The following is a 19,157-nucleotide window of genomic DNA, read 5'->3' as shown; positions in this document are numbered from 1 at the left end:
CACGCACCATCAGTGCAACTAGGTTCCCGCCTTCGCGGGAATGACGGCGGCGCGAGGTTCAGGCCACCAGCGCCGTCGGCACCGCTTCGGCGATAAAGCCGCCGCCCAGTACTTCGCTGGTCCCGCTCTCATCGGCATAGAACACGCAGGCCTGCCCCGGCGAGATGCCGTATTCGCCGGCAAACAGCGTGACGAACAACTCGCCATCGGCCATGTGCACGGCGCCCGACTGTGGCGGCCGGGTCGAGCGCACCTTCACTTCGATCGGCATGCCATTGCCCGCCGCCAGCGAGGCGAGTTGGCGCTCGCCCAGCCAGTTCACGTCGCGCAGCCGCACCGTCTTGGTCATCAGCGCTTCGCGCGGGCCGACGATGACCCGGCCGGTACGGTGCTCGAGCTTGACCACATAGAGCGGCTCGCCTGCCGCGACGCCGAGGCCCTTGCGCTGGCCGATGGTGTAGTTGACGATCCCCTCGTGCTTGCCCAGCACGCGCCCGTCGAGATGGACGATCTCCCCCTCGGCCAGCGCTTCCGGGTGCATCTTGCGGATCACGTCGGCATACTTGCCCTGCGGCACGAAGCAGATGTCCTGGCTGTCGTGCTTTTCGGCGATCTCCAGCCCGAACTCACGCGCCAGCTCGCGCACCGCCGGCTTGGTCATGCCGCCGAGCGGGAAGCGCAGGAAATCCAGCTGCTGTTCGGTAGTGGCGAACAGGAAATAGCTCTGGTCGCGCGAGTCATCGACCGGCCGGAACAGCCGGCGCTTGCCGTCAACGAGCTTCGATTGCACGTAGTGCCCGGTCGCCAGCACGTCGGCGCCGAGGTCCCTGGCCACTTCCATCAGGTCGACGAACTTGACGCTCTGGTTGCACGCGATGCACGGCACCGGCGTCTCGCCCTGCCGATAGGCATTGGCGAACGGCTCCATCACCGAGTTCTTGAAGCGCTCTTCATAGTCGAGCACGTAATGCGGGATCCCCAGCGCCTGCGCCACGCGCCGCGCATCGTGGATATCCTGGCCGGCGCAGCAGGCGCCCTTGCGGTGCGTCGCTTCGCCATGGTCGTAAAGCTGCAGGGTCACCCCCACCACATCGTAGCCCTGGCGGGCCAAGAGCCCGGCAACGACGGAACTATCGACGCCCCCCGACATCGCGACGACGACGCGCGTGTCCTCGGGACGCTTGGGCAGATCAAGCGAATTCAGGTCCATATCTCTCATCCAGAAGGGTTCAAGGTCCGACGGATCGGGCGCGGTATAGTCGTTCTCACGGGCGGTGTCACGTGCCTCGGATCCGGTGCGCGTTGACCCCCACCCCTATCCCCTCCCCCTCAAACAGGGGGGACAGGGGTGGGGGTCAGCCCGCATCGGCCGGGCGATTACCCGGCAAATTCTGCCGCAAGCGGCGCAAACTGCCGCGATGCGTCCGTGGTGACCGCCGCCAACCCATTGAGATTGCTTGCCTCACCATCCGGCACGCGCCTTGCATCACCCTTAGTGGAGCATTGTTTCCCGCGAGGCGTTTGTGACGGTTACGGCTGGATTTGCGGCGGCGGCAACTCCCGGTTTGATCACCGGGGGTGACACGGCTGCGCCGGAGGAAGCGGCGCCCGATGGCCTGTTCGCGGCGCTACTGGCGCTGCTCGTCCCACAACCCACGCCCGAAAGCGAAACCCCAGCCACTGCTCTTGCCGAGACGGCCGTCACGCGCCAGGCGGCCGTGCTGCCCGAGACGGCCACGGTAACGCCGCTGATCGCCATCAACGACCAGCCTCCGATGCAGACCGAGCAGGGAAAATCGCTGCTGAAGACACTCAGCGACGCCCTGATCGCCATCAACGACGCGCTCGACGCCGGCAAGCCTATCGATCCGGCGCTCCACAACAAGCTCAGCGACGCCCTCGATGCCGTCGCCGCCTATCTCGGCACCTTCGCGCCGCCCGCCCCGCAGATCGATCCCAGGATCACTGCGCTTGCCAGCGGCGACGGCGTCATTCCGAGCGTGGTGGACACCGCCCCTGCCCCTGCCCCTGCCCCTGCCCCCGCGACGCCTCCGGCGGCAGCGGCTCCCGCGACTGATGTCCCCGAGACTGCCGCGACTTCGGGCACGACCCAGCCGGCGTCGCCCACAACCCAGCCGGCGCCTGACGCAAACCTTCCCGAACTGCCCGAAACCTTTGCCAAGCTGGTGGCCGACGTCGCCCCGGATGCCGCTGCGCCCGAAACCGCCGGTCCCGAAGCCACGACTCCCGAGCCCACCCCTTCCAGCGGCGCGACGACGCTCGAGCAAGCCCCGCCGGCTCTCCGCCAGCTCGGCCTCTATATCGGCAAGCTCAGCGAGAAACTGGCGGCCCAGGATCCTGATCTGGCAAAGAAGCTCGACGCCCTCGCCACCACGCTGAAATCCGGAACACTGCCCGAGGACCTGAAGGCCGCGCTCGGTCTCGACCAGGCGGTCACCGAGCGTGAATTGAAGCGCATCATCGAAGCGCTCGCGACGCCCAAGCCCGACGCCGCCAAGCCAGTCGCAGCAAAGCCCTTCACCGCACCGACGCTCGAGCTGCCACAGGCCGTCACCGCGCCAACCAAGCAGGCCGAACCCGCGACCACCGTCGCGGCGGCCCCTGAGCCGGCGCCCACGCCAAAGCTCGAAGCCAGCGAACCCGAGATCGCCCGGCCGGTCACCGCCGCGACCACCCCGAAAACCGAAAAGCCGGAAGCGGGCGACAGCAAGCCGGCGGCCGCCCCGGCGCAGGCCTCGCAGCCGCAATCGACGCCTGTCGACGCCGCGGCCGCCAATACACCGGCCACCCAGCCCGCCGCGGTCCCCGTCGCCCGCGCCGTGCACGCCGCCTACCAGACGCCGCTGCAGCAGGTGAATCTGCCGCAGGTGGCCTTCGAGGTGGTGCGCCAGTTCGAGGCCGGCAACACCCGCTTCCAGATCCGCCTCGATCCGCCCGAGCTTGGCCGTATCGACGTGAAGCTCGACGTGGACAAGTCCGGCGCCGTCAATGCCCGGCTCACCGTCGAGCGCCCGGAAACGCTCGACCTGATGCAGCGCGATCAGCGCGCGCTGCAGCAGGCGCTGCAGCAGGCCGGGCTCGATGGGTCGAAAACCAACCTCGAATTCTCGCTGCGCCAGAACCCCTTCGCCCAGCAGGGCGGCATGGGCGACGGCCGCGGCGACCACCAGAGCTTCAATGGCCGCGGCGACAGCTTTGCCGGCGGCGACGACGTTGGCGCGGAAACCGCCACCACCACCTATCGCGGCACGGCTTCGGCCAGTGGCCTCAATCTCTTCGTCTAGGGCGGTGTCGCTCTAGTCTTTTCTGTCTTGGGGTCAGGAGAGCCTGCCCCCTCTAGGGAGCCACAGATGGCCGTAACCGGTGTCAGCTCGAACAATAACAGTGCCCTGACCGGCACCCGCCAGACCATCGCGCAGAACTTCGATACCTTCCTGCAACTGTTGACCACGCAGCTGAAGAACCAGAACCCGCTCGATCCGCTCGACACCAACCAGTTCACCCAGCAGCTGGTGCAGTTCACCGGCGTCGAGCAGCAGCTGAAGACCAACGAATTCCTCGAGGCGATGATGACCTCGACGCAGACCGCCAACAATTCCCAGGCGGTGAGCTATGTCGGCAAGATCGTCACTGCCTCGGGCGTCAAGACGGAACTGCTGAAGGGCGAGGCCAAGTGGCACTTCGCCGTCGACAGCAAAGCCGACATCGTCGCCACGGTGAAGGATGCGAAGGGCAACGTCGTCTACACCAAGGCCGGCACGGTCGATAAGGGCGAGAGCGTCTTCACCTGGGACGGCATCGGTAACGATGGCCAGAAAAAGCCTGAGGGTACCTACTCGGTCAGCATCGAAGCCCGCGACACCGCCACCGGCAAGCTGGTCGGCGTCGCCACCGAAATGACCGGCGAAGTCACCGGCATCGACTTCTCCGGCTCCGAGCCGGTGCTCATTGTCGGCGGCGCCCGCGTCAACCTCTCCGCCATCCTCTCGGTCCGCGCCAAGACGGCGGCGGACGAACCGAAGGACGAGGAGACCGCGGCGTAAGGCCATCGGGCTGCAAGACGAGATGGATCAGGAGTTAGGCACCGAGCTGCCCCAACCACCGGCTGTCATCCCAGCGAAAGCTGGGACCCAACTATCGGCTGGCGCGGGGGCGAGATGGGTCCCAGCTTTCGCTGGGATGACACCGGGTTGGAGGTGCTGCCAGTGGGCCACCGGCGAGCCTGGGGCCGAGACAGGTGAGGGTCGCTCCCCCTACTCCCCAAACCCGGTCGGCAACCCATCCATGCTGAGCATGTTCTTTTCCTGCCAGTAGGCCTCGAGCCCGTCCTGCCCCTTGGCTTCGGCCCAGCGGTCCATGGTGTCGCGCTCGCCTTCATAGCTCATCAGCGGCACGCCGTAGCCGCATGAGGTCTTGACCAGGTCGAAATCCAGCCAGGTGATCTGCCGGGCGCCGAGCGGCTCGGTGTCGGCGAACTGCTCGTGCAGCAGCCGGGCGTACTCGTCGCCGCCGCGCCCGATTGTGCGGCCGCGGCCATAAAGCCTGAGGATCAGCGGCGGCCCTTCGACGGCGCAGAACATGATGGTCATCCGCCCGTCGGCCTTGAGGTGCGCGGCGGTTTCGTTGCCGCTGCCGGTGCGGTCGAGGTAGCAGGCAGCATTGTCGCCCATCACCCGGAACATGTCGGTCGAGCGCGGCGAGATGTTGATGCGTGTTCCCACCGCTGCCGAGGCGGTGAAAAACAAGTGCTGCCGGCTGATGAAGTCACGGTGATGCGCTGATAGCGCGGGGAAATCCTTGGCCATGGCGAGCCCCCTTTCATGGCAGCCGATACCGACAAATAGAGACGCATTCCATGCAACTTGCGACCAAGCCTTGTCGCTGGAATCGGTCGCGCTTAGCTCCTGCAATTGTTAATGCCGAGACATCCTGAGAGCCCCGGCTTTTAACGCATTTTAAGTAATGCCTTAGCCGAATTTTAAGTGCGATGGGCTACGGTTCGGGATGTGGTCAGGTTGAGTAAGTGAGTACAATGACCGTACAAATGCGTCCGCGTGTAAAGTACGTGATCGGCCCGGATGGAAGTCCGTTGACGATTGCGGATCTGCCTCCCAGGGACACCCGTCGCTGGGTTATCCGCCGCAAGGCTGAGGTTGTCGCCGCCGTTCGCGGTGGATTGTTGAGCCTCGAGGAAGCCTGTCAGCGTTACACGCTTTCCGTCGACGAATTCCTGAACTGGCAGGCCGCCATCGACAAGCATGGCCTTGCTGGTCTGCGCACGACCTGGATCCAGCACTACCGCGAAGGCTGAGCCCTTCCGGAGCTGACGACCAACCCGCCCGGGCAGCCGAGGCGGGTTTTGTCGTTTGTGGCTTCACACTATCAGTCGGTGCCTTCTCCCCTTGTGGGAGAAGGTGCCCGAAGGGCGGATGAGGGGTTCGCGAAACGAAGTGCAGCGCGATCGGAGCGCAAGCGACGAGCGACACGGTGCGCGGAGAGATACCCCTCATCCGGCCTTCGGCCACCTTCTCCCACAAGGGGAGAAGGCGATCCCCCGCCGCTACGAGTGCCTCGTCAAGGCGTCGCCTCGCCCAGATACTTCTGCCCGGCCTCGGTCGCCTTGAGCCGCTGGTAGTGCGCCGTCACCGCCGGCAGCTCCGGCCGGTCGAACGGGGTCGAGAACCAGCGGTGCGAGGAGAGGGCCAGCGCCAGATCTGCCAGGCTGAGCCGCCCGTTGGCGACATAGCCGCCACCCTCGGCGAGCCGCGCCTCTGCCATCCGCATGTTGGCCGACCACTTGTCCACCGACTGCGCGATCCGCTCCGGATCGTCAAAGGCCGGGTTTTTGGCGAGGAACGCCGTCACTGCGTAGAGCCACGAAGGCAGGAGCTCCGTCGCCTGCCAGGTGAGCCACTGGTCGACCAGCGCCCGCTGCCGCACCTCCTCGGGCCACAGGTCGCTGCCGGATTTCTGCGCGAGATAACGCATGATGGCGCTGCTCTCCCACATGACGAACCCATCGTCGATGATCACCGGCACCGTGGCATTAGGATTGAGCGCAAGGAACTCCGGCACCCTGGGGTCGCGATGCGGCATACCCCAGATCTCGTGCTCGTAGTCGATGCCGCAGAGGTCGGCCGTCCACAGCACCTTGCGGACATTGCTCGAGCTCACCCGACCGAGGACCTTGAGCCGCATCACGGCGTGTCGGCGCTCATATACTTCTGCCCTTCCGCCGTCGCCTTCAGCCGCTCGTAATGCTCGGTCACGGCCGGCAGCTCAGGCTTGTCGAACGGGGTCGAGAACCAGCGGTGGGTCGAGACGGCGAGCCCTATATCGGCGATGGATAGCCGACCATTGGCGGCAAAGCCTCCGCCCGCCGCAAGCTGCGCCTCGAGGATCTGCATCCTCGCCGTCCAGTTGCGGATCGAATCGGCGATGCGGGTCTCGTCGGTATAGGCCGGGTTCTTGCGCATCAGCGCATAGACCGCATAACCCCATTGCGCGTTGAGCTCGGCCACCTGCCAGGTCAGCCACTGGTCGACCAGCCCGCGCTCCTTCACCGCCACCGGCCACAATCCGCTGCGGCGCGATTCCGACAGGTAGCGCATGATGGCGTTGCTCTCCCACAAGACGAACCCGTCATCGATGATCACCGGCACCTGCGCATTGGGGTTGAGCTTGAGGAATTCCGGCGCCCTGGGGTCGCGATGCGGCATCCCCCAGATCTCGACCTCGTAGCCGATGCCGATCAGGTCGCAGGTCCACATGACCTTGCGCACATTGATCGAGGTCACCCGACCCAGGATGCTCAGCGTTCCCATACTCACGTCTCCTTAACCTCACCCGGCAAAGCTTGCCGCCTTTTTGCATTCTGCAACCGCCGGTTAATCACTTGTTTACCATCCACTGGGTAATTTTTGCCTATGGGCTCGGTGCGTTTGCGCGCACCCAAGAATAACAAGGGTACGGTCCGCGTGGACGGGTTGCTGCAGTTCTTCAACCGCCTCGGTTTGGCGCGCGTCGCCGCCATGGCCGTTATCGCCGTGCTGATGCTGGGGTTCTTTGCCTTCCTCATCATGCGCGCCTCGACGCCGCCTCTGGCGCCGCTCTATTCCGGGCTCTCCTTCGAGGATTCGGCGGCCATCGTCTCCGAACTCCAGACCCAGAACGTCAACTACGAAATCCGGGGCGAAGGCGACACCATATTGGTGCCGCGCGACCAGATCACCCAGATTCGCATGTCGCTGGCGCAGAACGGCCTGCCCAACAAGGGCCAGGTCGGCTACGAGATCTTCGACCAGCAGTCGACGCTGGGCGCCACCAGCTTCGTCCAGAACATCAACAACGTCCGGGCGCTCGAAGGCGAACTCGCCCGCACCATCTCGTCGCTGGCCCGCATCAAGAGCGCCCGCGTCCATCTCGTCTTGCCCGAACGCGCCCTGTTCAGCCGCGAGCAGAAGGACCCCACCGCCTCGATCGTCCTCGCGGTGCGCGGCGAACTCTCGGCCGGTGAAATCCGCGCCATCCAGCATCTCGCCGCCTCCGCCATCGAGGGCCTGACCCCGGCGCGCGTCTCGGTGGTCGACGATACCGGGCGCCTGCTCGCCTCCGGTGCCGGCAACGGCCCCGAGGATGTCATCGCTGGCGAGACCGAGGAGCGTACCCTCAATGTCGAGAATCGCCTGCGCAGCCGCGTCGAAGACCTGCTCGCCAATATCGTCGGCTCCGGCCGCGCCCGGGTGCAGGTTTCGGCCGAGCTCGACCTCAACCGGCTGAGCAAGACCTCTGAGACGTTCGACCCGAACGGCCAGGTGATCCGCTCCACCCAGACCCGCGATCTCTCCAACACCGCCCAGAACGGCGATAGCGGCCAGGTCAGCGTCTCCAACGAACTGCCCGGCGCGTCGGCCAATTCCGGCAGCGGCAGCTCGACCATGGAGCAGGGCTCGACCACCGAAGAGACCACCAATTTCGAGATCTCCAAGGTCACCGAGACGGCGCTCACCGAAGCCGGCGGCATCAAGCGGTTGTCGATCGCCGTGGTGGTCGATGGCACCTATGTCGCCGACGCCACCGGCAACTCGGTCTATACCCCGCGCGCCCAGGCCGAGATCGACCAGATCACCTCGCTGGTGAAATCCGCCATCGGCTTCTCCGACGCCCGCGGCGATCAGGTGCAGGTCGCCAACCTGCAGTTTGCCGATCGCCCTGAACTCGCCGCCGCCGGCACCAGCGAGCCGGGCTTGCTCGACTTCACCCGCGACGACCTGATGAACGGCGCCGAGATGGCGGTGACCCTGTTGATCGCCCTGGCGCTGGTGTTCTTCGTGCTCCGCCCGCTGCTGAAGCGCGTGCTGGCCCCCGAGGGGAAGACTTTGGCCCTCCCCGCCAGCGCCGAGCTCGGCGGCGGCCCGGCCCATCACGGCCCGGGCGATTTCGGCTCCAACGCCATGGTTTCCTCGCTCCCCAACCTCAATGGCGGCAACTACGTCGAGGAAGACGAGCAGCCGCGCAAAGCCCGCGTTCCCGCCTGGATGAACAGCGCCAAGGCGATGGGCGAGACCCAGGCCAATACCTTGAAGACCGTCGGCGAACTGGTCGACGAAAACCCCAAGCAGGCCGCACTGATCGTGCGCGACTGGCTGGCGAGCGCCACGTGAGGATGAACTAGATGGCCGCCGCAGCCGCACTCGACCAGACCACCGACCAGGTGCTGAGCAAGCAACTGGTCGTCGGCGCCAACGCCAGCCAGCGCGCTCTCCTCGGTGATGAGAAGGCCGCCGTGCTGCTCCTGGCGCTCGGCCCGGATTTCGGCAAGCCGATCCTCGAAGAGCTCGACGAGATGGAAATCCGCCAGCTGTCGCGCGCCATGGTCAAGCTCGGGCCGATCACCCCGGATATGCTCGATTCGCTGCTCATCGAATTCGTCACCCGCGTCTCCTCCAACGGCACTATCGCCGGCAACTCCGACACCACCGAGCGCCTGCTGCTGAGCTTCTTGCCGCAGGATCGCGTCGACTCGATCATGGAAGAAATCCGCGGTCCGGCAGGCCGCAACATGTGGGAGAAACTGAGCAACGTTCAGGAGGATATTCTCGCCAGCTATCTGAAGAACGAGTACCCGCAGACCATCGCCGTGGTGCTCAGTAAGATCGCCACCGATCACTCCGGCAAGGTGCTCGCCGCCCTGCCCGAGGAGCTGGCGATGGAAGTGGTGCAGCGCATGCTGGCGCTCGATCCGGTGCAGAAGGAAATCCTCGAGAAGATCGAGACGACGCTGCGCACCGAGTTCATGTCGACCCTCAGCCACACCAAGCGCCGCGACAGCCATGAGCAGATGGCCGAGATCTTCAATTCGTTCGATCGCCAGACCGAGGCGCGCTTCATCACCACGCTGGAGGAACGCGACCGCGATGGCGCCGACCGCATCAAGGCGCTGATGTTCACCTTCGAGGATCTGGCCCGGCTCGAGCCCTCGGCGATCCAGACGCTGGTGCAGAAGATGGACAAGAAGGAACTCGGCCTGGCGTTGAAGGGCGCCAACGACACGGTCAAAGAGGTGTTCTTCGCCAATATGTCGGCCCGCGCCGGCAAGATGCTGAAGGACGACATGGAGGCCATGGGCCCGGTTCGCCTGAAGGATGTCGACGAGGCGCAGGGCCGCATGGTCGCCACCGCCAAGGACCTCGCCGCCAAGGGCGAGATCATCATCACCAAGGGCAAGGCTGATGAGGAGATGATCGGCTGATGAGCGCCGCGCCCGCCAAATTCACCTTCGATCTCGATCTTGGCCGCCGCCAGGAGCGCAACTCGCTGGTCACCGAGACCGCCATGGCGAGCTTGCTCGAGGAGGCCCGCCGCGAAGGCCGCGAGGCCGGCCTCGCCGAGGGCGAGCGCACCGCCGTCGCCAGGGCCGCCAAGGCCGAAGCCGCTGCCGCCGAATCCCTCGCGGTGCGCGTTGCCGCCATGGCAGCCAGCATGGACGATGCGCGCAAGCAGACCATTGCCGAAGGCGTCGAGCTGTCGCTGTCGATTGCGAGGAAACTCGCTGGCGGCCTCATTGCCCGCGAGCCGACGGTCGAGATCGAGCAACTGGTGGCCGAGTGCATGGCAACGCTCGATGGCGTGCCGCACCTCGTCATCCGCTGCGACCCGGCGCTTGCCGACGCCGTCCGCGACATCGCTACAGCCAAGATGACCACCTCCGGCTTCACCGGCCGGCTGGTCGTCCTCGGCGACCCCGACATCGCCATCGGCGATGCCCGCATCGAGTGGGCCGATGGCGGCGTGGTCCGCGATATCAGGAAGCTCAGCGCCGAGATCGACGCCCGCATCGCCCAGTATTTCGCCGCACGCGGCATCCGACTTAACGAGGAGACCGAGCAATGAGCACCGGCGATACCGGGGTCACCTTCGAGGAAATGGCCGCTCCCGGCCGCGAGGGCTACACCCCGCCCGGCGAGAAGACCGCCGCCGACCTCGAGGCCGTATTCGACGTTCCCGTCCGCATCTCGGTGGTGCTCGGCCGCGCCAAGGTGCCGGTGGCGAGCCTGCTCAAGATGGATGTCGGCAGCGTCGTCGAGCTCGACCGCCAGGTCGGCGAAGCCGTCGAAATCTACGTCAATGATCGCCTCGTCGCCCGCGGCGAAATCGTCCTCGTCGAGAACCGTCTCGGCGTCACCATGACCGAAATCATCAAGGCAGCGTGATGCTCGGACGCGACACACTGCACCATCAGTCGGGCCTTCTCCCCTTGTGGGAGAAGGTGGGCGAAGCCCGGATGAGGGGTCCGCGGGCGAAGCCTGCGCGCTCGGAGCGAAGTGACGAGCGGCCGGTGTCGGCTGAACCAACCCCTCATCCGCCCTTCGGGCACCTTCTCCCACAAGGGGAGAAGGCATCAATCCGAGAGTTCGGAGACCAATAATGCGGCTTCTCATCGTCGGCGCCCTCGAAGGCCAGCTCACCACCGCCACCAAGCTCGCCATGGATGGCGGCGCCAAGGTGGCCCACGCCCCCTCGATCGAGATCGCGCTTGCGTCGCTGCGCGCCGGCCGCGGCGCCGACCTGCTGCTGGTCGACGTGATGATGGATATTGCCGGGTTGATCGCCGGGCTCGATGGCGAGCGTATCGTCATCCCGGTGGTCGCCTGCGGCACCGAGAGCAACGCCGCCGCCGCGGTGAACGCCATCCGCGCCGGCGCCAAGGAATATATCCCGCTGCCGCCCGACGCCGAGCTGATCGCCGCCGTCATCGCCGCCGTCGCCCGCGAATCCTCTGATTTCCTCTATCGCGACCCGGTGATGGCCCGCGTGGTGAAGCTCGCCGAGCAGGTCGCCCCCTCTGAGGCCTCGGTGCTGATCACCGGCGAGAGCGGCACCGGCAAGGAGGTGATGGCCAAGTACCTCCACTCCCGTTCGAAGCGCGCTTCCCGCGCCTTCATCTCGATCAACTGCGCCGCCATCCCCGAGGCGCTGCTCGAGAGCGAACTGTTCGGTCACGAGAAGGGCGCCTTTACCGGCGCTGTCGCGCGCCGCATCGGCAAGTTCGAGGAAGCCTCGGGCGGCACCCTGCTGCTCGACGAAATCTCCGAAATGGACGTGCGCCTGCAGGCAAAACTCCTCCGCGCCATCCAGGAGCGGCTGATCGACCGCGTCGGCGGCACCAAGCCCGTGCCGGTCGATATCCGCATCATCGCCACCTCCAACCGCAACCTCAGCGAAGCGGTGAAGGACGGCAGTTTCCGCGAGGATCTGCTGTTCCGCCTCAACGTGGTGAACCTGAAACTCCCGGCCTTGCGCGAGCGCCCCGGCGATACCGCGGCGCTGGCCGAGCACTTCGTCGAGAAGTACGCCAAGGCCAACGGCCTCGGCCGCCGCGTCCTCTCGGCCGAAGCCCGTGACGCGCTGCTCCGCGCCCCCTGGCCGGGCAACGTGCGCGAGCTCGAAAATACCCTCCACCGCGCCGTGCTGCTGTCGGGCGGCGAAATCATCGGCCCCGACGCCATCTCGATGCCTGATGGCACCGGCCTCAGCGAGGTGGTCGCCATGGCCTCGGTGGCGACGCAGGCCGCCCAGACCGCCGAGACCATCTCGCGCGCCATGGTCGGCCGCACCGTCGCCGACGTCGAGCGCGACCTGATCCTCGACACCCTCGACCACGTGCTGGGCAACCGCACCCACGCCGCCAACATCCTGGGCATCTCGATCCGCACGCTGCGCAACAAGCTCAACCAATACGCCGACGAAGGCCTCGCCATCGCCGCGCCAGGCGAGCAGCGGAACTCGGCAGCGTGAGGGGCCATCGCTTGGCGCCCTCCCCCCTCCCATCCTCCCCCACAAGGGGGGAGGTGCCGCATCGAGGACTCGGCACGATCGAGCCACAGCCTCGACTCTTCACCTCCCCCCTTGTGGGGGAGGTCGGGAGGGGGGTGCCCCACGCTCTGACGTCAAGGTGTACCCGTGGCTGATCTCTCCGCCCCCGGCCCATCCGGCCTGAAGCTTCCGACCTTCTCGATCCAGGGGCTGTGGAAGTCGTTCGGCACGTCCGATATCGGGCTCGCCATCGGCATTATGGGGATCATCGTCGTCCTCATCGTGCCGCTGCCGCCGCTGCTGCTCGACCTGTTGCTGGCCATCTCGATCGTCTTTTCGGTGCTGATCCTGATGACGGCGCTGTTCATCCAGACGCCGCTCGAGTTCTCGGCCTTTCCGACGGTGCTGCTGATCGCCGCCATGTTGCGCTTGGCGCTGAACCTCGCCACCACCCGCCTGATCCTCGCCGAGGGCCATAACGGCACCGATGCCGCCGGTCACGTCATCGAGGCGTTCGGCAACTTCGTCATGCGGGGCAACTTCGTCATCGGCGTCGTCGTCTTCGCCATCCTGATCATCGTCAACTTCATCGTCATCACCAAGGGTTCGGGCCGCATCGCCGAAGTCGCGGCGCGCTTCAACCTCGACGCCATGCCCGGCAAGCAGATGGCCATCGACGCCGACCTCTCGGCCGGCCTGATCGATGAGACCACCGCGCGCAAGCGCCGCGAAAACCTCGAGGCCGAGAGCGCCTTCTTCGGCAACATGGATGGCGCCAGCAAGTTCGTGCGCGGCGACGCCATTGCCGGCCTGTTGATCACCTTCATCAACATCATCGCCGGTCTCGTCATCGGCATGCTGCAGGAGGGCCTGAGCTTCGCCGAAGCCGGCCACAACTACACCCTGCTCACCGTCGGCGATGGCCTCGTCAGCCAGATCCCGGCCCTGATCGTCTCGACCGCCGCGGGCCTGCTGGTTTCCAAGGCCGGCGTTACCGGCTCGGCCGACAAGGCGCTGGTCGCCCAGTTCACCGGCTATCCCAAGGCGCTCGGCATGTCGGCCGCCGTCATCGGTGCGCTGGCCCTGCTGCCGGGCATGCCGATCATCCCGTTCCTGGCGCTTGCCGCCGGCTGCGGCTGGCTCGCCTTCAAGTCGGGCAGGAAGAAAACCGCCACCGCCGATCGCGCCATCGTCGAGGCTGCCATGGAGCATGCCCAGGCCAACCCGGTCGCCACCGAAGCGCCGATCTCCGACAGCCTCAGGATCGACGAGCTGAAGCTCGAGCTCGGATATGGCCTGCTGTCACTGGTCAAGGAAGACGACACCGGCACCGATCGGCTCACCGAGCAGATCAAGGCGCTGCGCCGGCAGCTCGCCACCGAGCTCGGCTTCATCATGCCGCCGGTCCGCATCCTCGACAACATGCAGCTCGAGCCGAACGACTATAAGGTCAAGATCAAGGAGGTCGATGCCGGCCGCGGCCAGATCTTCGCGCACCAGCTGATGGTGATGGATCCGATGGGCCGGGAGATCAACCTGCCCGGCGTCCACACCACCGAGCCGACCTTCGGCCTGCCCGCCACCTGGATCGAGCCGGCTTTGCGCGACGAAGCCGAGCTCCGCGGCTACTCGATCATCGACCCCTCGACGGTCATCTCCACCCACCTCACCGAGGTGCTGAAGGCCAACGTCTCGGACCTGCTCAGCTATGCCAACGTGCAGTCGCTGCTTGCCGGCCTCTCGAAGGATCAGCAGAAGCTGGTCGAGGACATCATCCCCAGCCAGATCTCGGTCTCGGGCGTGCAGCGCGTGCTGCAGACCCTGCTCATTGAGCGCATCTCGATCCGCGACCTGCCCACTATCCTCGAAGGCATCGCCGAGATCGCCGGCCCGGGCCGCACCGCCCAGACCATCGCCGAGCACGTGCGTTCGCGCCTCGCCCGCCAGCTCTGCGCCGCCAATCTGGGGCCGGACGGCAACCTGCCGCTGCTCACCCTGTCGCCGCAATGGGAACGGGATTTCGCCGAGGCGCTGGTCGGCGACGGCAATGACCGCCACCTCGCCATGGCTCCGTCGCGCCTGCAGCAGTTCATCGTCGGCATCCAGCAAGGCTTTGAGAACGCTGCCCAGATGGGCGAAATCCCCGTCCTCATCACTTCCCCCGGTATCCGCCCGCATGTCCGCGCCATCATCGAACGCTTCCGCCCGCAGACCGTGGTGATGAGCCAGAACGAAGTACACCCGCGCGTACGGCTGAAGACGATCGGGAGCGTCTGATCGAGCCGGAAACCAGGGAGCGTGGGCCGCACCAGTAGTTTTCCGGGGTGGCGCCCGGAACCACGCCACGCCAGCGTGCATTATGGTCCCGCGTCACCCCACGAGCCCCGATGAAGCTCTTCCGCTGCGACCATTGCGGTCACCTGCTCTACTTCGAGAACACCCGCTGCGAGCGCTGCGGCCGTGCGCTCGGCTATGGCCCGCTCACCAACAACCTGTTCTCGCTCGATGGCGGCCCCGGGATCTGGATGGCGCCGGCCTTCTTCAACCGCTCCTTCGTTTACTGCGCCAATGCCGCGCATGGCGCCTGCAACTGGCTGCTGCTGCATGCGCCGGGAGCCGATCCCTACTGCCTCGCATGCCGCCATAACGGGCTGATCCCCGATATCAAGAACCCGGTCGATCTAGGCCGCTGGCAGGTGATCGAGCGCGCCAAGAAGCGGCTGATCTACTCGCTGCTGCGGCTGCATTTGCCACTCGCCACCCGTAACGAAGACCCGGTGCACGGCCTGAGCTTCAGGTTCCTCAACGAGGAGGTTTCGCGCGCCCCGGTGCTCACCGGGCATGACAGCGGCATCATCACCCTGGCGCTGAAAGAGGCCGATGACGCCGCGCGCGAGTACCGCCGTACCCGGTTTAACGAGCCCTACCGCACCCTGCTCGGCCATTTTCGCCACGAGATCGGCCACTATTACTGGGATCTGCTGATCGCCGGCCGCCCGGCGCATCAGGAGTTCCGCACCCTGTTCGGCGACGAGAGCGCCGACTACGAGAGCGCGCTCGCCGCACACTACGCCAACGGCGCTCCCGCCGGCTGGCAGCAGCACTACATCTCGGCCTACGCCACCTCCCATCCCTGGGAAGATTTCGCCGAGACCTTCGCGCACTACCTGCACCTCGTCGACACCACCGAGATGGCGGCCTCCTTCGGCCTCAACCTCCGGCCCGCCGTCGACCAGAGAGGCGAACTGACCACCCGGCTCGACTACGACCCCTATGACGATGCCGACATCGACGAGCTGATCGAGAATTGGATTCCGCTCGCCTCGCTGATGAACAATCTCAACCGCGCCGTCGGGCAGCACGACGCCTACCCATTCGTGCTCACCCCCGAGGTGATCGCCAAGCTCGGCTTCGTCGCCCGGCTGGTGCATGATGCCGGCACCGTGCAATGGACCGTCCCCAGCGCCGCCGGGCCGATCCCGATCAACGTCCCCAGCGGCCCAGCCGAGTTGCCCCGTACCTGAGGCTGGAGCGGTCGGCGCTGATGTGATCTCTATCCGGCATGCACGACATCACGCTTCTCACCGTTCCGGTGTTCTCCACCCTTTGCAACGCCGCCTTCGCGCTGCGCCGCGAGGTCTTCGTCATCGAGCAGCAGATCCCCGAGGCTGAGGAATTCGACGCCGACGACCTTACCGCCACGCATCTGGTGGCGATTGCCGCCGGCAATGTCGTCGGCACGCTGCGTATCATATGGACGCCGGAGCACGTGAAGCTTGGCCGCGTGGTCGTTGCGCAGCTCTGGCGCGGCCAGGGCATCTCCACCCGGCTGCTCCGCCACGCCATGGCCCTGGCGCGCGACAAGGGCGAGAGCCGCTTCTATCTCACCGCCCAGCACGACAAGCTCGCCGTCTACGAAAAGCTCGGTTTCGTCGCCTTCGGCGAGCCGTTCGACGATGGCTCAGGCATTCTCCACCTCAAGATGAGGACGTACTGAGGCGGATGGCCGGGGACAAGCAGTACCAGAACTGCCCCAACCACGGCTTGGTGCTGGCAGTGAGGAAGCAATGGCCACGGTTGTTCCATTGGGCGTTCGTGCTGGTCTCGTTTGGAACCTCCTGGCCGGACTACCCCTACCGTTGCCCCAAATGTGGTCGGCTCACTGAGCGGCCTGAGGATCAGCCGCTCTAGGCCGCGCTCCCGCAGCCGCGCCCCGGCGAAGAGACTACCAAGCCCTTACCGAATTAATTCAATCTTTACCGGTTAACCCGGCAAACCGCGCGCCGCCGTCAATTCTCCGCTAGCTTGCTGGACGTGGGGCGCCTCGCCGCCCCGACAGAACGCTGGGAGGCGTGGAAGGCCGGACCTCGGAAAACGGGGCCGGCCTTTGATTTTTGCAGCGACGAGAAGCAGTCGTGGTCGAGCTGACCCACCGCGGTCACCCCACCCACATCCCAGTGAAAGCTGGGACCCATCTATCCTCCGGCGCAGGTTGAGAGCTGGGTCCCTGCTTTCGCAGGGATGACATCCTCGCCAATGCCGCCCAATCACAACAGCCTAAGCCAGCTTCTTGACCCAAACCGAAACCTCGTCGCCGCTGCTCATGTCAGCCTGGACGATCCCGTCGATCATGAAGCTGGGTGATACGTGGATGCCGTTCTGCCGAGCATAGCGCGCATCCCAGCGGGTCGATTTGTCGAGCAGCGGCTCGTCGAACGCCGCCATCAGCCTGAGCCCGGTATAGCCTTCGATGCGCCGGATCAGGTCGTTGGGCGTCGCGTCGCGGTTCGGCCCGGTGGCATGCCGTTCGAACTCGAACTCCTCGCGATGCTCGTAGACCGCCTGCATCACCTGCCTCGCCGCCGCATTGCCCGCCGGCAGGCTCGCCGCGGCATAGATCGCCCTGACGATCACCGGCGAGAACATGTGCCAGGGCTGCGAGTGCAGCCGGATCTTCACCGTCAGCTTGTCCTCGCCCACTGCCGCCAGCAGCGGCTCGAGCTTGCCGAAGGCCTTGGCGGAGTAGGGACAGGTCGGCTCGAGGAACACCTCGAACTGTCGCGGCCCGTGGCCCCATACCAATGGATCGACCCGGAACTCAGCCACGGCAAATACCTCTCATCAAATCAGAGCGCCAAGCTACCCGACCCGGCGGCCTGGCCTATCGGACATTGGTTGAAGTTCGCGCAGACCAAACTGAAAACGGTCGCCCGGTTTGATTTCCGGGGGACCGGAACGCTCGCCTCGTGATGACGTTATGTCTGCATCGGGCCGTGCGGCACGCCACAGCCAAGCGATGTGCCGCACGGCCTTGTTCATGAACCCACGAACGAGAGAACCTTAAATGTTCCGTACCCTTATGACCACCACTGCCGTCGTCGCCCTGCTCACTGCAGGCGCCATGGCGCAGGACGCCGCTGCGCCGGCAACCGAAGCTCCGGCCGCCGAGGCTCCCGCCACCACCGAAGCAACGCCGGCCGAACCGCTCGACACCTCGATCCTCGCTTCCGGCTACACCGTCACCGACAAGGATAACCTCGCGACTGAAATTATCGGCAAGCAGGTCTATTCCTCGTCCGCGGCGGACGCCGAGCATATCGGCGACGTCAATAACCTGGTGATCGGTGAAGGCGGCGAAGTCGCCGCTGTGGTCATCGGCGTTGGCGGCTTCCTCGGCATCGGCGAAAAGAACGTTGCCGTGAACTATGCCGAGCTCGAGTGGATCACCGCCGAAGACGGCAGCGAGCGCTTCGTGCTGGCGACCACCAAGGAAGCGCTGGAGACCGCCCCGAACTTCGAGACCACTGATGACGCCGCCGACGCTGCTCCGGCAGATACGACAGCGCCGGCAGCCGACGCCAATGCCCCTGCGGCAACCGCTCCGGCTGACAACGCTGCTCCGGCCGATCAGCCCGCCGACGCCATGGCTCCGGCCGATCAGAGCACTACCCCGGCAGCCACCACCGTGGCCGGGCCGATCGACCGCGCCACGTTGACCGATGCGCCGCTCACCGCTGAAGAGCTGATCGGCACCAATGCCTATGGCCCGGGTGACGAGCACCTCGGCGCCATCGGCGACGTGATCCTCGGCGCCGACGGCAAGGCCGTTGATGCGGTGATCATCGATTTCGGTGGTTTCCTCGGCATCGGCACCAAGCCGGTGGCCGTTTCGGTCGAGAACCTGCGCTTTGCCACCAACGCGAACGGCGACAAGTTCCTGTTCCTCAACGTGACGCGCGATCAGCTCGACAAGGCCGTGGCCTACAACAAGGACACCTGGGAAGCCGAGCGCGACACCCAGCTGCTGAAGACCGACGTTCTGCAGTAAGTATCCGCTGTCGCAAGCACGAAAGGCCCGCTCCGGCGGGCCTTTTTCATTGTCTGACGGCGAAGAGCCTCAGCGGCGGATGTGCCGGAGGCGGCCGATCTCGTCGTATTCGGCCTGCTCGGACTTGGCTTCCGCCGCAGTCTCGCGGCCATGCTCGCGCTGGTCCAGCAGTTCGACCTTCTTGAGGTCCTCCACTGCTTCGGCCAACGCATCCTGCGCCGCCTCGAGATTGCCCTTCATGTCGTTGGCCGAGGCCAGCAGGTTGTCCCTGCGGGCGATCGCCGCCTTGGCGAAGGTCGAATAGGCGAAATGCGCGATATCCGAGATGCCGGTCTTCTGCTGCTCGATTTCGATCTGCTGGTCGAGTTCGGCGGCCATCCGCTCGAAATCGGCGATCATCATCTCGATCTGCGTGACCTGCCGGCGCTTCTCGTCGACCTGAAACTTCTTAAGCCGGATCAGGCTCTCGCTGCGCGACTTCATGACTTGTACT

At 65.8% G+C, this 19,157-nt stretch carries 18 protein-coding genes; 12 read left to right on the top strand and 6 right to left on the bottom strand.

Features of this window, described 5'->3' with window-relative positions; genetic code table 11:
• Nucleotides 1-58: 58 nt before the first annotated feature.
• Complete coding sequence (mnmA, locus tag ASC89_RS16905; protein ID WP_055999846.1) at nucleotides 59-1,210, bottom strand: tRNA 2-thiouridine(34) synthase MnmA; 1,152 nt, start codon at nucleotides 1,208-1,210, stop codon at nucleotides 59-61.
• A 313-nt stretch (nucleotides 1,211-1,523) separates the two neighbouring features.
• Between mnmA and ASC89_RS16900 the strand changes: the two genes are divergently transcribed.
• Both ASC89_RS16900 and ASC89_RS16895 read left to right on the top strand, forming a co-directional pair.
• Nucleotides 1,524-3,305: a flagellar hook-length control protein FliK gene (locus ASC89_RS16900; RefSeq protein WP_156384656.1), complete on the top strand. Its 1,782-nt coding sequence runs from the start codon at nucleotides 1,524-1,526 to the stop codon at nucleotides 3,303-3,305.
• 66 nt (nucleotides 3,306-3,371) lie between these two features.
• Nucleotides 3,372-4,064, top strand: coding sequence for a flagellar hook assembly protein FlgD (locus ASC89_RS16895; RefSeq protein ID WP_055999840.1), 693 nt, complete (start codon nucleotides 3,372-3,374; stop codon nucleotides 4,062-4,064).
• Between the two features lie 210 nt (nucleotides 4,065-4,274).
• On the opposite strand, the gene ASC89_RS16890 is transcribed toward ASC89_RS16895, so the two are convergent.
• Nucleotides 4,275-4,826, bottom strand: coding sequence for a pyridoxamine 5'-phosphate oxidase family protein (locus tag ASC89_RS16890; RefSeq protein WP_055999837.1), 552 nt, complete (start codon nucleotides 4,824-4,826; stop codon nucleotides 4,275-4,277).
• A 227-nt stretch (nucleotides 4,827-5,053) separates the two neighbouring features.
• Here ASC89_RS16890 and ASC89_RS16885 point away from each other — a divergent pair, with 227 nt between their 5' ends.
• Nucleotides 5,054-5,332 carry a DUF1153 domain-containing protein gene (locus tag ASC89_RS16885; protein WP_055877479.1) on the top strand — a complete coding sequence of 93 codons (279 nt, stop codon included), beginning with the start codon at nucleotides 5,054-5,056 and terminating at the stop codon, nucleotides 5,330-5,332.
• A 263-nt stretch (nucleotides 5,333-5,595) separates the two neighbouring features.
• Here the strand turns inward: ASC89_RS16885 and ASC89_RS16880 are convergent, their stop codons facing one another.
• Nucleotides 5,596-6,219: a glutathione S-transferase family protein gene (locus ASC89_RS16880; protein ID WP_055999834.1), complete on the bottom strand. Its 624-nt coding sequence runs from the start codon at nucleotides 6,217-6,219 to the stop codon at nucleotides 5,596-5,598.
• Nucleotides 6,219-6,845: a glutathione S-transferase family protein gene (locus ASC89_RS16875; RefSeq protein WP_055999831.1), complete on the bottom strand. Its 627-nt coding sequence runs from the start codon at nucleotides 6,843-6,845 to the stop codon at nucleotides 6,219-6,221. The genes ASC89_RS16880 and ASC89_RS16875 overlap by 1 nt, the downstream gene beginning before the upstream one ends.
• Nucleotides 6,846-6,998: 153 nt before the next feature.
• Here ASC89_RS16875 and fliF point away from each other — a divergent pair, with 153 nt between their 5' ends.
• The 8 genes from fliF to ASC89_RS16835 all read left to right on the top strand — a co-directional run bounded on the left by fliF (nucleotide 6,999) and on the right by ASC89_RS16835 (nucleotide 16,333).
• A complete protein-coding gene (gene fliF, locus ASC89_RS16870) occupies nucleotides 6,999-8,684 on the top strand; it encodes a flagellar basal-body MS-ring/collar protein FliF (protein WP_056000043.1) in 1,686 nt (561 codons plus the stop codon).
• Between the two features lie 11 nt (nucleotides 8,685-8,695).
• Entirely contained in the window at nucleotides 8,696-9,772 is a 1,077-nt protein-coding gene (gene fliG, locus ASC89_RS16865) for a flagellar motor switch protein FliG (protein ID WP_055877489.1), read from the top strand.
• On the top strand, nucleotides 9,772-10,413 hold the full coding sequence (locus ASC89_RS16860) for a FliH/SctL family protein (RefSeq protein ID WP_055877492.1): 642 nt from the start codon (nucleotides 9,772-9,774) through the stop codon (nucleotides 10,411-10,413). The genes fliG and ASC89_RS16860 overlap by 1 nt, the downstream gene beginning before the upstream one ends.
• Nucleotides 10,410-10,733 carry a flagellar motor switch protein FliN gene (gene fliN, locus ASC89_RS16855; protein ID WP_055999828.1) on the top strand — a complete coding sequence of 108 codons (324 nt, stop codon included), beginning with the start codon at nucleotides 10,410-10,412 and terminating at the stop codon, nucleotides 10,731-10,733. The genes ASC89_RS16860 and fliN overlap by 4 nt, the downstream gene beginning before the upstream one ends.
• Nucleotides 10,734-10,947: 214 nt before the next feature.
• Nucleotides 10,948-12,318, top strand: coding sequence for a sigma-54-dependent Fis family transcriptional regulator (locus ASC89_RS16850; RefSeq protein ID WP_055999825.1), 1,371 nt, complete (start codon nucleotides 10,948-10,950; stop codon nucleotides 12,316-12,318).
• Between the two features lie 165 nt (nucleotides 12,319-12,483).
• Nucleotides 12,484-14,613, top strand: coding sequence for a flagellar biosynthesis protein FlhA (gene flhA, locus ASC89_RS16845; RefSeq protein WP_055999822.1), 2,130 nt, complete (start codon nucleotides 12,484-12,486; stop codon nucleotides 14,611-14,613).
• 110 nt (nucleotides 14,614-14,723) lie between these two features.
• The gene (locus ASC89_RS16840; protein WP_055877498.1) at nucleotides 14,724-15,860 is read left to right on the top strand and encodes a putative zinc-binding metallopeptidase; all 1,137 of its coding nucleotides are present in this window, start codon (nucleotides 14,724-14,726) and stop codon (nucleotides 15,858-15,860) included.
• Nucleotides 15,861-15,898: 38 nt separating this feature from the next.
• Entirely contained in the window at nucleotides 15,899-16,333 is a 435-nt protein-coding gene (locus ASC89_RS16835; protein ID WP_055877501.1) for a GNAT family N-acetyltransferase, read from the top strand.
• 560 nt (nucleotides 16,334-16,893) lie between these two features.
• Here ASC89_RS16835 and ASC89_RS16830 read toward each other — a convergent pair.
• The gene (locus ASC89_RS16830) at nucleotides 16,894-17,442 is read right to left on the bottom strand and encodes a thioredoxin domain-containing protein (protein WP_055999819.1); all 549 of its coding nucleotides are present in this window, start codon (nucleotides 17,440-17,442) and stop codon (nucleotides 16,894-16,896) included.
• 238 nt (nucleotides 17,443-17,680) lie between these two features.
• Here ASC89_RS16830 and ASC89_RS16825 point away from each other — a divergent pair, with 238 nt between their 5' ends.
• Nucleotides 17,681-18,664 (top strand): PRC-barrel domain-containing protein, encoded by a 984-nt coding sequence (locus ASC89_RS16825; protein WP_082528001.1) that lies wholly within the window; start codon nucleotides 17,681-17,683, stop codon nucleotides 18,662-18,664.
• Nucleotides 18,665-18,733: 69 nt separating this feature from the next.
• Here the strand turns inward: ASC89_RS16825 and fliJ are convergent, their stop codons facing one another.
• A complete protein-coding gene (gene fliJ / locus ASC89_RS16820; protein WP_055877511.1) occupies nucleotides 18,734-19,147 on the bottom strand; it encodes a flagellar export protein FliJ in 414 nt (137 codons plus the stop codon).
• Between the last annotated feature and the right edge of the window lie 10 nt (nucleotides 19,148-19,157).

Origin of the sequence: Devosia sp. Root413D1, assembly GCF_001425235.1 — a bacterium.
GTDB lineage: Bacteria > Pseudomonadota > Alphaproteobacteria > Rhizobiales > Devosiaceae > Devosia_A.
The sequence above is the reverse complement of the archived record's forward strand: the minus strand, read 5'-3'. Positions and strand labels throughout refer to the sequence as shown.

Excerpts from the sequence above, each read along its gene's own strand:
- ASC89_RS16835 (WP_055877501.1), top strand. The coding sequence starts at position 15,899 with ATGCACGACATCACGCTTCTCACCGTTCCGGTGTTCTCCACCCTTTGC.
- ASC89_RS16875 (WP_055999831.1), bottom strand. The coding sequence starts at position 6,845 with ATGGGAACGCTGAGCATCCTGGGTCGGGTGACCTCGATCAATGTGCGC.
- ASC89_RS16850 (WP_055999825.1), top strand. The coding sequence starts at position 10,948 with ATGCGGCTTCTCATCGTCGGCGCCCTCGAAGGCCAGCTCACCACCGCC.
- ASC89_RS16860 (WP_055877492.1), top strand. The coding sequence starts at position 9,772 with ATGAGCGCCGCGCCCGCCAAATTCACCTTCGATCTCGATCTTGGCCGC.
- ASC89_RS16890 (WP_055999837.1), bottom strand. The coding sequence starts at position 4,826 with ATGGCCAAGGATTTCCCCGCGCTATCAGCGCATCACCGTGACTTCATC.
- mnmA (WP_055999846.1), bottom strand. The coding sequence starts at position 1,210 with ATGGACCTGAATTCGCTTGATCTGCCCAAGCGTCCCGAGGACACGCGC.
- fliN (WP_055999828.1), top strand. The coding sequence starts at position 10,410 with ATGAGCACCGGCGATACCGGGGTCACCTTCGAGGAAATGGCCGCTCCC.
- fliG (WP_055877489.1), top strand. The coding sequence starts at position 8,696 with ATGGCCGCCGCAGCCGCACTCGACCAGACCACCGACCAGGTGCTGAGC.
- ASC89_RS16895 (WP_055999840.1), top strand. The coding sequence starts at position 3,372 with ATGGCCGTAACCGGTGTCAGCTCGAACAATAACAGTGCCCTGACCGGC.
- ASC89_RS16885 (WP_055877479.1), top strand. The coding sequence starts at position 5,054 with ATGACCGTACAAATGCGTCCGCGTGTAAAGTACGTGATCGGCCCGGAT.
- ASC89_RS16880 (WP_055999834.1), bottom strand. The coding sequence starts at position 6,219 with ATGCGGCTCAAGGTCCTCGGTCGGGTGAGCTCGAGCAATGTCCGCAAG.
- fliJ (WP_055877511.1), bottom strand. The coding sequence starts at position 19,147 with ATGAAGTCGCGCAGCGAGAGCCTGATCCGGCTTAAGAAGTTTCAGGTC.
- ASC89_RS16840 (WP_055877498.1), top strand. The coding sequence starts at position 14,724 with ATGAAGCTCTTCCGCTGCGACCATTGCGGTCACCTGCTCTACTTCGAG.
- ASC89_RS16825 (WP_082528001.1), top strand. The coding sequence starts at position 17,681 with ATGTTCCGTACCCTTATGACCACCACTGCCGTCGTCGCCCTGCTCACT.